Below are 18,814 nucleotides of genomic sequence, written 5' to 3'. Positions count from 1 at the left end.
AAAGGAGAAGACATATGACTGAAAAAAGACTAGCCTGGGATGAGTACTTTGCAGCCCAAGCCCTACTAATTGCCAACCGTTCTACTTGTAAACGTGCCAAAGTGGGCGCGATTCTGGTAAAAGATAATAAGGTTATTTCCACTGGTTACAATGGTTCGGTGTCAGGAACCGAGCATTGTATTGATCACGAATGTCTGGTTATTGAAGGCCACTGTGTTCGCACCCTTCATGCCGAAGTTAATGCTATCCTTCAAGGTGCAGAACGTGGTGTTCCAAAAGGTTTTACCGCCTATGTAACCCATTTTCCTTGTCTGAACTGTACCAAACAATTGCTTCAGGTCGGTTGTAAGCGCGTGGTTTATATCAACCAGTACCGAATGGATGACTACGCCCAATACCTCTATCAAGAAAAGGGGACAGAATTAACCCATCTACCACTTGATACAGTACAGACAGCTCTTAAAGAGGCTGATCTAATGTAAAAAATATCAAAAATAAATGGTTTAGAAAGATTTTTAAACCGTTTTTTGGTATAATAAGAAGAATAAATTGAAAGAAGGAATTCCAAAAATGGGAAAAATTGAAGTTATTAATCATCCACTGATTCAACACAAATTGTCAATCTTGCGTCGTACAGATACTTCTACAAAAGCTTTCCGTGAGCTAGTAGATGAGATTGCAATGTTGATGGGGTATGAAGTACTTCGTGATCTTCCACTAGAAGATGTGGAAATCGAAACACCAATCACAAAAACAGTTCAAAAACAATTGGCAGGTAAGAAATTGGCCATAGTTCCAATCTTGCGTGCAGGTATCGGGATGGTTGATGGACTCTTGAGCTTGGTTCCAGCTGCTAAGGTTGGTCACATCGGTATGTACCGTGATGAAGAAACGCTTCAACCAGTTGAATACTTGGTAAAATTGCCTGAAGATATTGACCAACGTCAAATTTTTGTCGTAGACCCAATGTTGGCAACAGGTGGCTCAGCAATCTTGGCTGTTGATTCTCTTAAAAAACGTGGCGCATCAAATATCAAATTTGTCTGCCTTGTATCAGCACCAGAAGGTGTTAAAGCCCTTCAAGAAGCTCATCCAGATGTAGAAATCTTTACAGCAGCCTTGGATGAACGTTTGAACGAACACGGTTATATCGTTCCAGGTCTTGGAGATGCTGGGGACCGCTTGTTCGGTACAAAATAAAATTAAAAAGAGATTGACTTGGAAAAGGATTTCCAGTCACGAAAGGAGGTTGAGTTTTTGTTTCTGTCTGATGAAAACAGAGCAAAAATTTGACCTTTTTTGACCAAGATATTATAATAGTCTTATCTTCAGTCATTTGACCAACAAAATTAAAACTCAAAAGGAGAAATGAATGATTCCTGTAGTTATTGAACAAACAAGCCGTGGAGAACGTTCTTACGATATTTACTCACGTCTTCTCAAAGACCGCATCATTATGCTGACAGGTCCAGTTGAAGACAACATGGCCAACTCAGTTATTGCCCAGTTGCTTTTCTTGGATGCCCAAGATAGTACAAAAGATATTTACCTTTATGTCAATACACCTGGTGGTTCTGTTTCAGCTGGTTTGGCAATCGTTGATACCATGAACTTTATCAAGGCAGATGTCCAAACCATCGTTATGGGTATGGCCGCATCTATGGGGACGGTCATTGCATCAAGTGGAGCAAAAGGCAAACGTTTCATGCTTCCAAATGCAGAGTATATGATTCACCAACCAATGGGTGGTACAGGTGGTGGTACTCAACAAACCGATATGGCGATCGCTGCAGAACACTTGCTTAAAACTCGTAACACCTTGGAAAAAATCTTGGCTGAAAATTCAGGTCAGTCAATCGAAAAAGTCCATGCAGATGCAGAACGCGATAACTGGATGAGCGCCCAAGAAACACTTGAATATGGCTTTATTGATGAAATCATGGCCAACAATTCATTGAGCTAATGATTAAAGAAGGCAAACTCGACTGGGTTTGCTTTTTTTGGTATAATAGGGGAAGATTTCTTAGAAAGAGGATTTATCATGTTTGAAAAAGTTAATCGATCTGGCTTGATTATCTATCTTTACTATAATCGTGATGCAAAAAAACTGCAGGATTATGGAGATATTACCTATCATTCCAAGAAACATCGTTACTTGCAACTTTATGTTCCAACTCAAGAAGTGGAGCAATTGGTCGGGCGCTTGAGCAAGGAAAAGTTTATAAAAAAAGTCAGAGTTTGTCATATCCAAGAGCTGGAAACACCCTTTGTAGGCAATCTTCATCGAGAGGAAAACGTTATCATCGAAAAAGTTCAAGAAAAGTGTTGACAATTTTCTGATAATTCGGTATATTCTTAACATGCTATTTATTTAAGAAATAAGGAGACAAAAAAGATGAAGAAAAAATTTGCCCTATCGTTTGTGGCGCTTGCAAGTGTAGCACTTCTTGCAGCCTGTGGAGAAGTGAAGTCTGGAGCGTCAAACGCTGCTGGTAACTCAGTAGATGAAAAGACAATCAAAATCGGATTTAACTTTGAAGAAACTGGTGCCGTAGCAGCCTATGGAACATCTGAACAAAAAGGTGCCCAACTTGCTGTTGATGAAATCAATGCCGCAGGTGGTATCGATGGAAAACAAATCGAAGTAGTCGATAAAGATAACAAGTCTGAAACAGCTGAGGCGGCTTCAGTAACAACTAACCTTGTAACTCAATCTAAAGTATCAGCAATCGTAGGACCTGCGACATCTGGTGCGACTGCAGCTGCGGTAGCGAACGCTACAAAAGCAGGTGTTCCATTGATCTCACCAAGTGCGACGCAAGATGGATTGACTAAAGGTCAAGATTACCTCTTTATCGGAACTTTCCAAGATAGCTTCCAAGGAAAAATTATCTCAAACTATGTTTCTGAAAAATTAAATGCTAAGAAAGTTGTTCTTTACACTGACAATGCCAGTGACTATGCTAAAGGTATTGCTAAATCTTTCCGCGAGTCATACAAGGGTGAAATCGTTGCAGATGAAACTTTCGTAGCAGGTGACACAGACTTCCAAGCAGCCCTTACAAAAATGAAAGGGAAAGACTTTGATGCTATCATCGTCCCAGGTTACTACACTGAAGCTGGTAAAATTGTAAACCAAGCGCGTGGTATGGGAATTGACAAACCAATCGTTGGTGGTGATGGATTCAACGGTGAGGAGTTTGTACAACAAGCAACTGCTGAAAAAGCATCAAACATCTACTTTATCTCAGGCTTCTCAACTACTGTAGAAGTTTCAGCTAAAGCAAAAGCCTTCCTTGACGCATACCGTGCTAAGTACAACGAAGAGCCTTCAACATTTGCAGCCTTGGCTTATGACTCAGTTCACCTTGTAGCAAACGCAGCAAAAGGTGCTAAAAACTCTGGTGAAATCAAGGATAACCTTGCTAAAACAAAAGACTTTGAAGGTGTAACTGGTCAAACAAGCTTCGATGCAGACCACAACACAGTCAAAACTGCTTACATGATGACCATGAACAATGGTAAGGTTGAAGCAGCAGAAGTTGTAAAACCATAATAGAAAAATGTTGAAATAGGGAATGAGCCTCTGACTCACTCCCTGTTTCGATGTTTAATACTCTTTGAAAATCTCTTCAAACTGCGTCAACGTCGCCTTGGATTATATATGTGACTGACTTCGTCAGTCTTATCTACAACCTCAAAGCAGTGCTTTGAGCAACCTGCGGCTAGTTTTCTAGTTTGCTCTTTGATTTTCATTGAGTATAAGAACCTATCAAAAAGTGAGGGGAAACTCTCAAAATTATAAATAGAAAGAGTGAATCTTATGCTCCAACAACTAGTAAATGGTTTGATTCTAGGTAGTGTTTATGCGCTGTTAGCCCTAGGATATACCATGGTTTATGGAATTATCAAGCTCATCAACTTCGCCCACGGTGATATTTATATGATGGGAGCCTTTATCGGTTATTTCTTGATTAATTCTTTCCAAATGAATTTCTTTGTAGCGCTTATTGTAGCTATGCTAGCGACAGCCATTCTTGGTGTCGTGATTGAGTTCCTTGCTTACCGACCTTTGCGCCACTCTACTCGTATTGCTGTTTTGATTACAGCTATTGGGGTTTCTTTCCTATTGGAATATGGAATGGTCTATCTGGTTGGTGCCAATACCCGTGCCTTTCCTCAAGCTATTCAAACAGTTCGCTATGATTTAGGTCCAATTAGTCTAACAAACGTTCAGTTAATGATTTTGGCCATTTCCTTGATTTTGATGATTTTGTTACAGGTCATTGTCCAAAAGACTAAGATGGGGAAAGCCATGCGTGCTGTATCTGTAGATAGCGATGCGGCGCAATTGATGGGGATCAATGTAAATCGTACTATCAGCTTTACCTTCGCTTTGGGTTCTGCTCTTGCGGGTGCGGCTGGTGTTCTGATTGCCCTTTATTATAACTCTCTTGAGCCTTTGATGGGGGTTACTCCAGGTCTTAAGTCTTTCGTTGCCGCAGTACTTGGTGGTATCGGAATTATTCCTGGTGCGGCTCTTGGTGGTTTTGTGATTGGTCTATTGGAAACCTTTGCGACAGCCTTTGGGATGTCAGACTTCCGTGATGCCATTGTTTATGGAATCTTGTTGTTGATCTTGATTGTCCGCCCAGCTGGTATCCTTGGTAAAAATGTGAAAGAGAAGGTGTAAGCGATGAAAGAAAATTTAAAAGTTAATATTCTATGGTTACTCCTTTTGTTAGCTGGCTATGGCTTGATTAGTGTACTGGTTTCAGTCGGAGTACTCAATCTATTCTATGTACAGATTTTACAACAAATCGGAATTAATATTATTCTGGCTGTTGGTCTTAACTTAATCGTTGGTTTTTCAGGACAATTTTCACTTGGTCATGCTGGTTTCATGGCGATTGGTGCCTATGCAGCAGCTATTATTGGTTCTAAATCACCAACCTACGGTGCCTTCTTTGGAGCTATGCTGGTAGGAGCTTTGCTTTCAGGAGCGGTTGCCTTGCTTGTCGGCATTCCAACCTTGCGTTTGAAGGGGGACTATCTTGCGGTAGCGACTCTAGGTGTTTCTGAAATTATCCGTATCTTTATCATCAATGGTGGAAGCCTTACAAATGGTGCAGCAGGTATCTTAGGAATTCCTAACTTCACAACTTGGCAAATGGTTTACTTCTTTGTCGTGATTACAACCATTGCAACCTTGAACTTCTTGCGTAGTCCAATTGGTCGTTCAACCCTATCCGTTCGTGAGGATGAAATCGCTGCTGAGTCAGTTGGGGTTAATACGACTAAAATTAAAATCATCGCCTTTGTCTTTGGTGCTATTACTGCAAGTATTGCAGGGTCACTTCAGGCTGGATTTATCGGGTCTGTTGTACCGAAAGATTACACTTTCATCAACTCAATCAACGTTTTGATTATTGTTGTATTTGGTGGACTTGGTTCCATTACAGGTGCCATTGTTTCAGCTATTGTTTTGGGAATTTTGAATATGCTTCTCCAAGATGTTGCTAGTGTGCGTATGATTATTTACGCTTTGGCCTTGGTATTGGTAATGATTTTCAGACCAGGTGGACTCCTTGGAACATGGGAATTGAGCCTATCACGTTTCTTTAAAAAATCTAAGAAGGAGGAACAAAACTAATGGCATTACTTGAAGTAAAACAGCTAACCAAACATTTTGGCGGTCTAACAGCTGTTGGAGATGTGACTCTTGAATTGAACGAAGGGGAATTGGTTGGACTAATTGGTCCAAACGGAGCTGGGAAAACCACTCTTTTCAACCTTTTGACCGGTGTTTATGAACCAAGCGAGGGAACAGTAACCCTAGATGGTCACCTTTTGAATGGGAAGTCACCTTATAAGATTGCCTCTTTGGGACTTGGACGTACATTCCAAAATATCCGTCTCTTTAAAGATTTAACAGTTTTGGATAATGTTTTGATTGCTTTTGGCAACCATCACAAACAACATGTTTTTGCTAGTTTTTTGCGCTTACCAGCTTTTTACAGGAGTGAAAAAGAATTAAAGGCTAAGGCTTTGGAATTGCTTAAAATCTTTGATTTAGATGGTGATGCAGAAACGCTTGCTAAAAATCTTGCCTACGGACAACAACGTCGTTTGGAAATTGTTCGTGCCCTCGCTACGGAACCTAAAATTCTCTTTTTAGATGAACCAGCAGCAGGTATGAACCCACAGGAAACAGCCGAATTGACTGAGTTAATTCGTCGTATCAAAGATGAATTTAAGATTACGATCATGCTGATTGAACACGATATGAATCTGGTCATGGAAGTAACAGAACGTATCTACGTACTTGAATACGGTCGTTTGATTGCTCAGGGAACTCCAGACGAAATTAAGACCAATAAACGCGTTATCGAAGCTTATCTAGGAGGTGAAGCCTAATGTCTATGTTAAAAGTTGATAATCTTTCTGTGCATTACGGTATGATCCAAGCAGTCCGTGATGTAAGCTTTGAAGTTAATGAAGGAGAAGTAGTTTCCCTTATCGGTGCCAATGGTGCAGGTAAGACAACCATTCTCCGTACCTTGTCTGGTTTGGTTAGACCGAGTTCAGGAAAGATTGAATTTTTAGGTCAAGAAATCCAAAAAATGCCGGCTCAGAAAATCGTGGCAGGTGGTCTTTCGCAAGTTCCAGAAGGACGCCACGTCTTCCCTGGATTGACTGTTATGGAAAATCTTGAAATGGGAGCTTTCTTAAAGAAAAATCGTGAAGAAAATCAAGCTAACTTGAAAAAAGTTTTCTCACGCTTTCCTCGTCTTGAAGAACGGAAGAACCAAGATGCAGCCACTCTTTCAGGGGGGGAACAACAAATGCTTGCCATGGGACGCGCTCTTATGTCAACACCAAAACTTCTTCTCTTAGATGAACCATCAATGGGACTTGCCCCAATCTTTATCCAAGAGATTTTTGATATCATTCAAGACATCCAGAAACAAGGAACAACCGTCCTCTTGATTGAACAAAATGCCAATAAAGCACTCGCAATCTCTGACCGAGGTTATGTACTGGAAACAGGAAAAATCGTCCTATCAGGAACAGGAAAAGAACTCGCCTCATCAGAAGAAGTCAGAAAAGCATATCTAGGTGGTTAAAAAGGTCCGGGGGACCTTTTTAATCGGTGGATAGAGATTGCGAAGCAATCATCCGAATCCAGTGGATTGTTTTAGTCGGTGGATGAGGATTACGAAGTAATCATCATTATAGTCCGGGGGACCTTTTTAGTCGGTGAATAGAGATTGCGAAGCAATTCTCATCTGCACTGGAAGGTTAGCTTCTGATAATTGAAATAAAATCGAATGAAACGTATCTTACCTTCATTCACAGAGCTCGATTTTAGAGCTCTTTTTGCTAGCTTATTCATACTTTTCTGAATTTTGAAAAAGAAATGTAAGCGTTTGATAGATTTACAAAAAGATTGTATAATAGGGATAAGAATAGAAAAGGAGAAGTCTCATGGCAGTTAAAGATTTTATGACCCGCAAGGTAGTGTATATTAGTCCAGATACAACAGTATCTCATGCAGCAGATTTGATGAGAGAGCAAGGGTTGCACCGCTTGCCTGTTATCGAAAATGATCAATTAGTTGGTTTGGTGACTGAGGGAACCATTGCCCAAGCAAGTCCATCTAAGGCAACAAGTCTTTCTATCTATGAGATGAATTATCTTCTGAATAAGACAAAAGTAAAAGATGTCATGATTCGCGATGTTGTCACTGTTTCAGGCTATGCGAGTCTAGAGGATGCAACTTATCTGATGTTGAAAAACAAGATTGGTATTCTTCCTGTCGTAGATAACCATCAAGTCTATGGGGTTATTACGGATCGTGACGTTTTCCAAGCCTTTCTTGAAATTGCTGGTTATGGAGAAGAAGGAATTCGTGTGCGCTTTGTTACAGAAGATGAAGTCGGTGTCCTCGGAAAGATTGTTTCTTTGATTGCAGAAGAAAATTTGAATATCTCGCATACAGTCAATATTCCGCGTAAGGATGGTAAGGTCATTATCGAAGTTCAAATAGATGGATCAATTGATTTACCAGCCTTGAAAGAAAAATTTGAATCAGAGAATATTCAAGTAGAAGAAATTACTCGTACTTCAGCAAAAGTCTTGTAAGAAGGGAAGCCGAAAGGCTTCTTTTTACGTGTAATAAGGGATTAGAGCAAAAGATGGAAAGAAATGATAAAATATGCTATAATGAAATGATGTAAAAAAGGAGTATTTATGGACATTTCAGTAATTCGTCAGAAAATTGACGCAAATCGTGAAAAATTAGCTTCTTTCAGGAGGTCTCTTTGACCTCGAGGGTCTAGAGGAAGAGATTGCCATCTTGGAAAACAAGATGACAGAACCTGATTTTTGGAACGATAATATCGCGGCCCAAAAAACGTCGCAAGAATTAAATGAATTAAAAAACACCTACAACACCTTCCACAAAATGGAAGAGTTGCAGGATGAAGTTGAAATTTTATTGGACTTTGTAGCAGAAGACGAGTCAGTGCATGAGGAACTGGTTGAGCAGTTATCAGAACTTGATAAGATGATGACCAGTTACGAGATGACCTTGCTCTTGTCAGAACCTTATGACCATAATAATGCGATTTTGGAAATCCATCCAGGATCCGGTGGTACTGAGGCTCAGGACTGGGGTGATATGTTGCTTCGTATGTATACTCGTTATGGTAATGCTAAAGGCTTTAAAGTAGAAGTATTGGATTACCAAGCAGGAGATGAAGCTGGTATCAAGTCAGTAACCTTATCATTTGAAGGGCCTAATGCCTACGGCCTTCTAAAGTCAGAAATGGGAGTACACCGTTTGGTGCGAATTTCGCCGTTTGACTCTGCTAAACGTCGCCATACCTCTTTCACATCTGTAGAAGTGATGCCTGAGTTGGACGATACTATTGAAGTGGAAATCCGGGAAGATGACATCAAGATGGATACCTTCCGTTCAGGTGGTGCCGGTGGACAAAACGTCAACAAGGTTTCAACAGGTGTACGTTTAACCCACGTTCCAACTGGAATTGTTGTCCAATCAACAGTGGATCGTACCCAGTATGGAAATAGAGATCGAGCTATGAAGATGTTGCAGGCTAAGCTCTATCAAATGGAGCAAGAGAAGAAAGCTGCGGAGGTAGATTCCCTCAAGGGTGAGAAAAAAGAAATCACATGGGGAAGCCAAATCCGTTCTTATGTCTTCACGCCTTATACTATGGTAAAAGATCATCGAACTAGCTTTGAAGTTGCGCAGGTAGATAAGGTTATGGATGGAGACCTAGATGGTTTTATCGATGCTTATCTCAAGTGGCGAATCAGCTAAGATAGAAAGGAACTCACATGTCAATCATTGAAATGAGAGATGTCGTCAAAAAATACGACAACGGAACGACTGCCCTACGCGGTGTTTCGGTCAGCGTTCAACCGGGAGAATTTGCTTACATTGTAGGACCTTCAGGAGCAGGGAAGTCAACCTTCATTCGTTCTCTATATCGTGAAGTAAAAATCGATAAAGGAAGCCTATCAGTTGCTGGTTTTAATCTGGTTAAGATCAAAAAGAAAGACGTCCCGCTTCTACGTCGTAGTGTTGGGGTTGTCTTCCAGGATTATAAACTCTTGCCAAAGAAAACGGTCTATGAAAATATTGCTTACGCTATGGAAGTAATCGGGGAAAATCGCCGTAATATCAAAAAACGTGTGATGGAAGTTTTAGACTTGGTTGGATTGAAGCACAAGGTTCGTTCTTTCCCAAATGAGCTCTCAGGTGGAGAGCAACAGCGGATTGCGATTGCACGTGCCATTGTAAATAATCCCAAAGTATTGATAGCCGATGAACCAACAGGAAACCTGGACCCGGATAATTCATGGGAAATTATGAATCTCTTGGAACGGATTAACCTACAAGGGACAACTATTTTGATGGCGACTCATAATAGCCAGATTGTAAATACCTTGCGCCACCGTGTCATTGCCATTGAAAATGGCCGTGTCGTTCGTGACGAATCAAAAGGAGAGTATGGATACGATGATTAGTAGATTTTTTCGCCATTTATTTGAATCACTAAAAAGTTTGAAACGAAATGGTTGGATGACAGTGGCTGCTGTCAGCTCAGTCATGATTACTTTGACCTTAGTTGCCATATTTGCTTCTGTTATTTTCAATACAGCGAAACTAGCTACAGATATTGAAAATAATGTTCGAGTGATGGTTTATATTCGCAAGGATGTAGCTGATAATAGCGAGACTATTGAAAAAGAAGGTCAAACTGTTACAAATAATGACTACCACAAGGTATACAATGCTTTGAAGGGGATGTCTACTGTTAAGAGTGTTACTTTTTCAAGTAAAGAAGAACAATATGAAAAATTAACCGAGACAATGGGTGATAACTGGAAAATTTTTGAAGGAGATGCCAATCCCCTCTATGATGCCTATATCGTTGATACAAATACGCCAAGTGATGTAAAAACTGTAGCTGAAGATGCTAAAAAAATTGAAGGTGTGTCTGAGGTTCAGGATGGTGGTGCCAATACAGAACGCCTATTCCAACTAGCATCATTTATCCGTGTTTGGGGATTAGTTATTGCAGGACTTTTGATTTTCATTGCAGTTTTCTTGATTTCAAATACCATTCGTATTACCATTATTTCTCGCAGTCGCGAAATTCAAATCATGCGCTTGGTTGGTGCTAAGAACAGTTATATCCGTGGACCTTTCTTACTTGAAGGTGCCTTCATTGGTTTGCTTGGAGCAACTGCGCCATCAGTGTTGGTCTTTATTGTTTATCGAATGGTTTACCAATCTGTCAATAAGTCGTTGGTCGGACAAAATCTTTCTATGATTGCACCAGAGGTATTTACTCCTCTGATGATTGCTCTATTATTTGTGATTGGAATTTTCATTGGTTCACTGGGATCAGGAATTTCCATGCGCCGATTCTTGAAGATTTAGACAAAATAGCTACTTTTATGAGGAGATTAAGTGATCTCCTTTTTTTGCTACAAAAATTTTAGAAAAAAGTCTATTTTTTTTTGTAAAAGCCTTTACAAAAAAAATTAAAGTGGTATAATTAAATCATAAAAGGTGCAAACGTTTTCGTAAAACGTTTGCCTAAATAAAAATAAAGGAGATTTGAATGATGAAAGATACATTCAAAAATGTCTTGTCTTTCGAATTTTGGCAAAAATTCGGTAAGGCTTTGATGGTAGTTATCGCGGTTATGCCGGCTGCCGGTTTGATGATTTCAATCGGTAAGTCTATCGTGATGATTAACCCAACCTTTGCACCACTCGTTATTACTGGTGGTGTACTAGAGCAAATCGGTTGGGGAGTTATCGTTAACCTTCATATCTTGTTCGCCCTCGCTATTGGAGGAAGCTGGGCTAAAGAACGTGCTGGTGGTGCTTTCGCCGCTGGTCTTGCCTTCATCTTGATTAACCGTATCACTGGTACAATCTTTGGTGTATCAGGCGATATGTTGAAAAATCCAGATGCTATGGTAACTACTATCTTTGGTGGTTCAATCAAAGTTGCTGATTACTTCATTAGTGTTATGGAAGCCCCAGCATTGAACATGGGTGTCTTCGTAGGGATTATTTCTGGTTTTATTGGAGCAACTGCTTACAATAAATACTATAACTTCCGTAAGCTTCCTGATGCACTTTCATTCTTTAACGGAAAACGTTTTGTACCGTTTGTAGTTATTCTTCGTTCAATAATTGCTGCAATTGTACTTGCTGCTTTCTGGCCAGTAGTTCAAACAGGTATCAATAGCTTTGGTATCTGGATTGCCAACTCACAAGAAACTGCTCCAATCCTTGCACCATTCTTGTATGGTACATTGGAACGTTTGCTCTTGCCATTTGGTCTTCACCATATGTTGACTATCCCAATGAACTACACAGCTCTTGGTGGTACTTATGAGGTCTTAACTGGTGCAGCTAAAGGTAGTCAAGTATTTGGTCAAGACCCACTATGGCTTGCATGGGTAACAGACCTTGTAAACCTCAAAGGTACTGATGCTAGTCAATACCAACACTTGTTAGATACAGTACATCCAGCTCGTTTCAAAGTTGGACAAATGATCGGTTCATTCGGTATCTTGATGGGTGTCGTTGTTGCTATCTACCGTAATGTTGATGCTGACAAGAAACATAAATACAAAGGTATGATGATTGCAACAGCTCTTGCAACATTCTTGACAGGGGTTACTGAACCAATCGAATACATGTTCATGTTTGTAGCAACACCTATGTATCTTGTTTACTCACTTGTTCAAGGTGCTGCCTTCGCTATGGCTGACGTTGTAAACCTACGTATGCACTCATTCGGTTCAATTGAATTCTTGACTCGTACACCTATTGCAATCAGTGCTGGTATCGGTATGGATATCGTTAACTTCGTTTGGGTAACTGTTCTCTTTGCTGTAATCATGTACTTTATCGCAAACTTCATGATTCAAAAATTCAACTACGCAACTCCAGGGCGTAACGGAAACTACGAAACTGCTGAAGGTTCAGAAGAATCTAGCAGCGAAGTGAAAGTTGCAGCAGGTTCTCAAGCTGTAAACATTATTAACCTTCTTGGTGGACGTGCAAACATCGTTGATGTTGACGCATGTATGACTCGCCTTCGTGTTACTGTTAAAGATGCAGATAAAGTAGGAAATGCAGAGCAATGGAAAGCAGAAGGAGCTATGGGTCTTGTCATGAAAGGACAAGGGGTTCAAGCTATCTACGGACCAAAAGCTGACGTATTGAAATCTGATATCCAAGATATCCTTGATTCAGGTGAAATCATTCCTGAAACTCTTCCAAGCCAAATGACTGAAGCACAACAAAACACTGTTCACTTCAAAGGTCTTACTGAGGAAGTTTACTCAGTAGCAGACGGTCAAGTTGTTGCCTTGGAACAAGTGAAAGATCCAGTGTTTGCTCAAAAAATGATGGGTGATGGATTTGCAGTAGAACCTGCAAATGGAAACATTGTATCTCCAGTTTCAGGTACTGTATCAAGCATCTTCCCAACAAAACATGCTCTTGGTATTGTGACTGAACCAGGTCTTGAAGTATTGGTTCACATTGGTTTGGACACAGTAAGTCTTGAAGGTAAACCATTTACAGTTCATGTTGCTGAAGGACAAAAAGTTGCAGCAGGAGATCTTCTTGTCACAGCTGACTTGGATGCTATCCGTGCAGCAGGACGTGAAACTTCAACAGTAGTTGTCTTCACAAATGGTGATGCAATTAAATCAGTTAAATTAGAAAAAACAGGTTCTCTTGCAGCTAAAACAGCAGTTGCTAAAGTAGAATTGTAATATACTTGAGGTTGGAAGCTGTATTCCAACCTCTTATTTTGGGAGAAAAGAATGAAATTTTTAACACTCAATACTCACAGTTGGATGGAAAAAGAAGCTGAGGAAAAATTCCAGATTTTGCTTGAGGATATTCTTGAAAAGGACTATGATTTGATTTGTTTCCAAGAAATCAATCAGGAGATCACTTCGCCAGAGGTGGAGGTTAATGACCTTTATCAAGCTTTGCCAGCAGCTGAGCCTATTCACCAAGATCACTATGTTAGACTCTTGGTTGAAAAGTTGTCTGAGCAAGGGAAAAATTACTACTGGACTTGGGCCTATAACCATATCGGTTATGATCGCTACCACGAAGGTGTGGCTATCTTGTCTAAAACACCTATTGAAGCCAGAGAAATTTTGGTTTCAGATGTGGATGATCCAACAGACTATCATACTCGTCGTGTTGCCTTGGCTGAAACTGTAGTTGATGGTAAGGAACTTGCAGTTGCAAGTGTCCACCTTTCTTGGTGGGATAAAGGTTTCCAAGAAGAATGGGCACGATTTGAGGCTGTCTTGAAAGAATTGAACAAGCCGCTTTTGCTAGCTGGAGATTTCAACAATCCAGCAGGTCAGGAAGGCTACCAAGCTATTTTAGCTAGTCTATTGGGCTTACAAGACGCATTTGAAGTTGCTCAAGAGAAAAGCGGTAGCTATACCGTTCCACCAGAAATTGATGGCTGGAAAGGAAATACTGAACCCCTTCGAATCGATTATGTCTTTACTACCAAAGAGTTAGCGGTGGAAAATTTACATGTCGTATTTGATGGTAACAAGAGTCCACAAGTGAGTGATCACTATGGCTTGAATGCTACTTTAAACTGGAAATAAAGATTGAAAAGAGGTTGGAATCATGAAGTTCCAGCCTTTTTTTGATTAGATAAGCTACTGAAAGTAAGCTCTATAAGTGAGACTACTGAAATGAAATAAAATATGGTATAATTGGTAAGATAGATAGAATCGAGGATATTATGTCATTTACGAAATTTCAATTTAAAAACTATATTAGAGAAGCCTTGGAGGAGTTGAAATTTACAACTCCAACAGAGGTGCAAGACAAGTTGATTCCTATTGTTTTAGCAGGTCGTGACCTAGTCGGTGAATCAAAAACAGGTTCGGGTAAGACTCACACTTTCCTATTGCCGATTTTCCAGCAATTAGATGAAACCAGCGATAGTGTTCAAGCAGTCATTACTGCACCGAGCCGTGAGTTGGCTACTCAAATTTACCAAGCAGCTCGTCAGATTGCAGCCCACTCAGAAGTTGAAGTTCGTGTGGTTAATTATGTGGGTGGTACAGATAAGGCTCGCCAGATTGACAAATTGGCAAGTAACCAGCCTCATATTGTTATTGGCACGCCTGGCCGTATTTATGACTTAGTTAAGTCTGGTGACCTAGCTATTCACAAGGCTAAGACCTTTGTGGTCGATGAGGCAGACATGACCTTGGATATGGGATTCTTAGAAACTGTTGATAAGATTGCTGGAAGCCTTCCAAAAAACCTGCAATTCATGGTCTTCTCAGCGACTATTCCACAAAAGTTGCAACCATTCTTGAAAAAATACTTGTCAAATCCTGTCATGGAGAAAATCAAGACCAAAACGGTCATTTCTGATACCATTGATAATTGGTTGATTTCTACTAAGGGACGTGACAAGAATGCTCAAATTTACCAGTTAACTCAGTTGATGCAACCGTATTTGGCAATGATTTTTGTTAACACCAAAACGCGTGCTGATGAGTTACATGCCTACTTGACTGCTCAAGGCTTGAAGGTGGCAAAAATCCATGGAGATATTGCCCCTCGTGAACGCAAACGTATCATGAATCAGGTGAAAAATCTAGATTTTGAGTACATTGTCGCAACAGACTTGGCGGCGCGTGGAATTGACATTGAAGGTGTCAGCCATGTCATTAATGATGCCATTCCGCAAGACTTATCCTTCTTCGTGCACCGTGTTGGTCGTACCGGACGCAATGGCTTACCAGGTACAGCTATTACCCTTTACCAGCCAAGTGATGACTCGGATATCCGTGAGTTGGAGAAATTAGGAATTAAATTTACTCCGAAGATGGTAAAAGATGGAGAATTTCAAGATACCTATGACCGTGATCGTCGTGCAAACCGTGAGAAAAAACAAGATAAGCTCGATATCGAAATGATTGGTTTGGTTAAAAAGAAAAAGAAAAAAGTCAAACCAGGTTATAAGAAGAAAATTCAATGGGCGGTTGATGAAAAGCGCCGCAAAACCAAGCGTGCTGAAAATCGTGCTCGCGGTCGTGCAGAGCGTAAAGCAAAACGCCAAACATTTTAATAGTAATTGTTGGAGTACTGAGCTCCAACTTTTTTAATTATGTGACTTTCAGTCCGTCTCGCTCCGTTAGGTGCGAGACAAAAAACCACCCGCTATGCGGGTGTGCGTCGAAGATTATACCAAAAAAAATCCAAACGCGATACAATAAAGGTGTTCAAGCCAATTGTAAAGCGAAAGGAGAAAAATATGGCACAAAAGGCTCATAGTTTATCGCACACAAAGTATCACTTTGTGTTCACCCCTAAGTATAGACGAAAAGTTATCTAAAATCAATATCAAAGTAGTTTATCACATTCGAATCACAAAAAATTTTAAAATGGCAATATTTGTTAGCAAGGCTTTTATAGTTTGTTAGAATGTAGTTGTAAATGATTAAGATTGGTAATCAAAAAATAAAGAGGGGAATGTCATGAATAAGAAATATAATATAGTTCTATTATTGTTGTTTATAGTTTATTTATTGGGATATTTTTCAACTTCAAAAACGTTAATTCCTATAATGTGTGTGATCCAAGTATTTTTGATAGAACATATATTTAAAGTTCGAAATAGAATGATGCAAATAGGTGAAATTTTAATTATTATTGCTTCTATAATATTATTTATTGATAGTATATTGAGTTTGTAACAAAAGGCTTTTCTATAAAATCAAATTTTCCAGATATCTACTGAAGCTGATTTATCTTCTCTCTATGACTTCTCATTTTTCTTCTACTATCTTTGTCACTAAATTTGACAGACATATATTGCTGATACAACCTATCTACTATAATCTCAAAGTTAGCCTGAGGTTAGTTTTCTAGTTTGTTCTTTGATTTTCGTTGAATTTTATTTGATAAAAAGAAATGCTCCTCCAAGACGGAAGAGCATTTTTATTGTGATTTTGATTCGGTTTCTGCCGACTCTGGGTGGAGTTCTTGGTAACTTGGTGCTTTGAAAAGGTCAGTACTGGTTTTACCTTTTCGTTGGCTAAAGAGGCTAGTTGACTGACTTCCTTTTTCCTGCTCAATCTTTTGCAGAATTGGTAAAGAATTGAGGTAAGAAATACTTTCTGTATCAACTTTTCCAAGATGATCTGCTTGGTAGAAACGGATCAAATCGCCAGTTTGAATCTGGTCGCTGATTTTCAGCTGTTGACTAGCTGCTTGACGAACAATTTCTAGTTCAGTCTGAGCTTGTTCATCAAGATTGCTGATTTCAAGACCGCTCTCAGTATAGTAGGTTCGTCCGTCGTAGTTGGTATATTTTGGTGTGACGAAGGAATTGGCAGTTCGAAAGGCAACGATTTCTTGGTGGTCTGGTGATAGGAGGTCTTGGCCGACTTGAAGGAAGGAATTGGACTCAATACCAAGGAGGTGTTCGAGAGTCGGTAAGATATCGATTTGCCCACCGTAGGTATTGATGATTTGCCCCTTTTCATAGCCAGGCATGACCACCATAAAAGGCACCCGTTGCAACATGGCATTGTCGTAATTCGACCAGTTCTCAGAAGTCTTGCCAATCAAGGGTGCCAGCTCAGGATTGCGGGAGTTAGAAATTCCATAATGGTCTCCGTAGATGACGATGATGGATTTTTCATAGAGGTCACTTTCTTTGAGATAGTCAAAGAAGGCCTTGATAGCACTGTCCAGATAGTTGGCTGTTTGGAAATAGCCATTGATCGTTTCATCTTTGGTTTTGGCCAAGGGGAAACCAAGCTCATCGCCAGTCAGATTGCTAGCATAAGGATAGTGATTGGACACCGTGATATACTTAGCATAAAAAGGTTGCTGTAAATGCTCCAGATACTGAATAGAATCTTTCATCATGATTTTATCATTTAAACCATATTGGAAAGAATTGCTACTGTCTTGCTTAGTAAAATAGGAAGCATCAAAGAAGTATTGGTAACCCCATTGTTTGTAGGTCGTATTTCGGTTCCAGAAGGTCCCGATATTACCGTGAAAGACGGCACTCGATTGATAGCCGTTTTTTGATAGGATAAAAGGAGCAGCCTGCTGGGTATTGGTACCACCGTAATTGACCATGAAAGAACCTTGGTCAAGTCCAAACAAACCAGTCTCCAGCATGGTTTCCGCATCTGAGGTCTTACCAGCCTTGACTTGGTTAAAGATATTCGAAAAGGCTAGGGTTGATTGCGAATGGTAGAGGGAGTTGAGGAAGGGAGTGACTTCATGCTCAGTTCCATCTATGTTGAGTTTATAGTCCAGTAGGAACTGCTGAAAACTCTCCAAGTGGAGATAAATCACATTTTTCCCTTTGGCTAAGCCGAAATAGTCTGGATTGGGTTTAGCAGAATGTTCTTGAATATAATCTGTTATAGGTTGAAGATCAGTCTCAGAGGCCTTGGCACGTTCTTTGTTTGCACTGTAGGATTGGTTGGCACTATAGCCTAAAAAGGCTGGCAAACTGAGGGCGCGAACAACATAATAATTCGAAAATCCTCGCGATAGGAGATCGGGACGCTCAATTTCAGCCAAGAAAAGATTAGCAGAAAAGAGCAAGGCTGAGAGTGCAGTGATAGCAACACTGGAGCGGAATTTGAAAGGTCTCCTGTCCAGCTTGATGAGTTTTTTATAGAAAAGGAAAGCCAGCAATGGGAAATCCATAAAATAGATGAAATCCCAAGGACGCAGTAACTCTAATTCCGCAGTGCCGACAGACACCTTGCTGACCACCTTCATGGTATTAGCCGTGATAAAGTCGCTAAATTCTCGATAGTAAAAGACATTGGAATAGAGCCAAATGAATAAAAGGCTATAAATAGCTATACTCAGGCCATAAAAGATCTTGGTTGACCGAGCATAGAGGGCTAGAGTCAGCAGGAGGAGTCCCAAAGGAAGAGGATTGAAAAAGGCGATAAAGGCAAGGTAATTTCCCTGCAACTTGCCAACTTGAATATCTAAATTAAAGTCAACGGTATAGGCTAATAAGGTTTTGAGCCAATATAGGATTAAAAGGGTTAGGACAAAACCCAGTCTGGTACCGATGGCTTTTTGGATTTTGTTAAAATTAATTCTCACACATTTACTTCCTAATTTTTTATTAGTATTAGTATACCATTTTTTAAAAGAAGAGTAAAAAAGCAAGGGTAGTTTCTTTTTTGAGAATTGGCTAAAA

The 18,814-nt window shown here is 40.0% G+C and carries 17 protein-coding genes and 1 pseudogene; 17 read left to right on the top strand and 1 reads right to left on the bottom strand.

The genetic code is table 11. The features are described 5' to 3' along the window. Positions 1 to 14: 14 nt before the first annotated feature. The 17 genes and pseudogenes from ACWPV5_RS05490 to ACWPV5_RS05410 all read left to right on the top strand — a co-directional run. On the top strand, positions 15 to 482 hold the full coding sequence (locus ACWPV5_RS05490) for a deoxycytidylate deaminase (protein WP_454382721.1): 468 nt from the start codon (positions 15 to 17) through the stop codon (positions 480 to 482). An 88-nt stretch (positions 483 to 570) separates the two neighbouring features. Beyond that, the gene (gene upp / locus ACWPV5_RS05485) at positions 571 to 1,200 is read left to right on the top strand and encodes a uracil phosphoribosyltransferase (protein ID WP_000515974.1); all 630 of its coding nucleotides are present in this window, start codon (positions 571 to 573) and stop codon (positions 1,198 to 1,200) included. 172 nt (positions 1,201 to 1,372) lie between these two features. After that, entirely contained in the window at positions 1,373 to 1,963 is a 591-nt protein-coding gene (clpP, locus tag ACWPV5_RS05480) for an ATP-dependent Clp protease proteolytic subunit ClpP (protein ID WP_261061470.1), read from the top strand. 78 nt (positions 1,964 to 2,041) lie between these two features. Then, a complete protein-coding gene (locus tag ACWPV5_RS05475; protein ID WP_000462125.1) occupies positions 2,042 to 2,329 on the top strand; it encodes a YlbG family protein in 288 nt (95 codons plus the stop codon). Positions 2,330 to 2,395: 66 nt separating this feature from the next. Continuing rightward, on the top strand, positions 2,396 to 3,556 hold the full coding sequence (locus tag ACWPV5_RS05470) for an ABC transporter substrate-binding protein (protein ID WP_172924085.1): 1,161 nt from the start codon (positions 2,396 to 2,398) through the stop codon (positions 3,554 to 3,556). A 267-nt stretch (positions 3,557 to 3,823) separates the two neighbouring features. Then, the gene (locus ACWPV5_RS05465) at positions 3,824 to 4,693 is read left to right on the top strand and encodes a branched-chain amino acid ABC transporter permease (RefSeq protein ID WP_000941421.1); all 870 of its coding nucleotides are present in this window, start codon (positions 3,824 to 3,826) and stop codon (positions 4,691 to 4,693) included. A 3-nt stretch (positions 4,694 to 4,696) separates the two neighbouring features. After that, a complete protein-coding gene (locus tag ACWPV5_RS05460; protein ID WP_000662290.1) occupies positions 4,697 to 5,653 on the top strand; it encodes a branched-chain amino acid ABC transporter permease in 957 nt (318 codons plus the stop codon). Beyond that, positions 5,653 to 6,417, top strand: a complete 765-nt coding sequence (locus ACWPV5_RS05455; RefSeq protein ID WP_077805322.1) for an ABC transporter ATP-binding protein — start codon at positions 5,653 to 5,655, stop codon at positions 6,415 to 6,417. Before ACWPV5_RS05460 ends, ACWPV5_RS05455 begins: the two co-directional genes overlap by 1 nt. Then, the gene (locus tag ACWPV5_RS05450; protein WP_000062200.1) at positions 6,417 to 7,127 is read left to right on the top strand and encodes an ABC transporter ATP-binding protein; all 711 of its coding nucleotides are present in this window, start codon (positions 6,417 to 6,419) and stop codon (positions 7,125 to 7,127) included. The genes ACWPV5_RS05455 and ACWPV5_RS05450 overlap by 1 nt, the downstream gene beginning before the upstream one ends. A 361-nt stretch (positions 7,128 to 7,488) precedes the next feature. After that, a complete protein-coding gene (locus ACWPV5_RS05445; protein ID WP_000268660.1) occupies positions 7,489 to 8,145 on the top strand; it encodes a CBS domain-containing protein in 657 nt (218 codons plus the stop codon). A gap of 108 nt (positions 8,146 to 8,253) precedes the next feature. After that, positions 8,254 to 9,349 (top strand): peptide chain release factor 2 gene (gene prfB / locus ACWPV5_RS05440; protein ID WP_454382711.1). Its coding sequence is split into 2 segments (ribosomal slippage): positions 8,254 to 8,325 and positions 8,327 to 9,349, totalling 1,095 coding nucleotides; the frame shifts between segments, so codons are not numbered across the junction. A gap of 17 nt (positions 9,350 to 9,366) precedes the next feature. Continuing rightward, positions 9,367 to 10,059, top strand: a complete 693-nt coding sequence (gene ftsE, locus ACWPV5_RS05435) for a cell division ATP-binding protein FtsE (RefSeq protein WP_000022265.1) — start codon at positions 9,367 to 9,369, stop codon at positions 10,057 to 10,059. After that, complete coding sequence (gene ftsX / locus ACWPV5_RS05430; RefSeq protein WP_000625550.1) at positions 10,052 to 10,978, top strand: permease-like cell division protein FtsX; 927 nt, start codon at positions 10,052 to 10,054, stop codon at positions 10,976 to 10,978. Before ftsE ends, ftsX begins: the two co-directional genes overlap by 8 nt. Before the next feature lie 184 nt (positions 10,979 to 11,162). After that, on the top strand, positions 11,163 to 13,343 hold the full coding sequence (locus ACWPV5_RS05425; RefSeq protein ID WP_454382707.1) for a PTS transporter subunit IIBC: 2,181 nt from the start codon (positions 11,163 to 11,165) through the stop codon (positions 13,341 to 13,343). 51 nt (positions 13,344 to 13,394) lie between these two features. After that, positions 13,395 to 14,210 carry an endonuclease/exonuclease/phosphatase family protein gene (locus tag ACWPV5_RS05420; RefSeq protein ID WP_261063091.1) on the top strand — a complete coding sequence of 272 codons (816 nt, stop codon included), beginning with the start codon at positions 13,395 to 13,397 and terminating at the stop codon, positions 14,208 to 14,210. A gap of 140 nt (positions 14,211 to 14,350) precedes the next feature. Continuing rightward, positions 14,351 to 15,694 carry a DEAD/DEAH box helicase gene (locus tag ACWPV5_RS05415; protein WP_454382705.1) on the top strand — a complete coding sequence of 448 codons (1,344 nt, stop codon included), beginning with the start codon at positions 14,351 to 14,353 and terminating at the stop codon, positions 15,692 to 15,694. Between the two features lie 186 nt (positions 15,695 to 15,880). Then, positions 15,881 to 15,958, top strand: a pseudogene (locus tag ACWPV5_RS05410) (IS200/IS605 family transposase); the annotation flags it as partial. Between the two features lie 608 nt (positions 15,959 to 16,566). On the opposite strand, the gene ACWPV5_RS05405 reads toward ACWPV5_RS05410, so the two are convergent. After that, complete coding sequence (locus tag ACWPV5_RS05405; protein WP_454382703.1) at positions 16,567 to 18,717, bottom strand: LTA synthase family protein; 2,151 nt, start codon at positions 18,715 to 18,717, stop codon at positions 16,567 to 16,569. Between the last annotated feature and the right edge of the window lie 97 nt (positions 18,718 to 18,814).

The organism is Streptococcus sp. Marseille-Q7156, from assembly GCF_965119495.1.
Note: the sequence above shows the minus strand (reverse complement) of the source record. Positions and strands in the feature narration are given on the sequence as shown.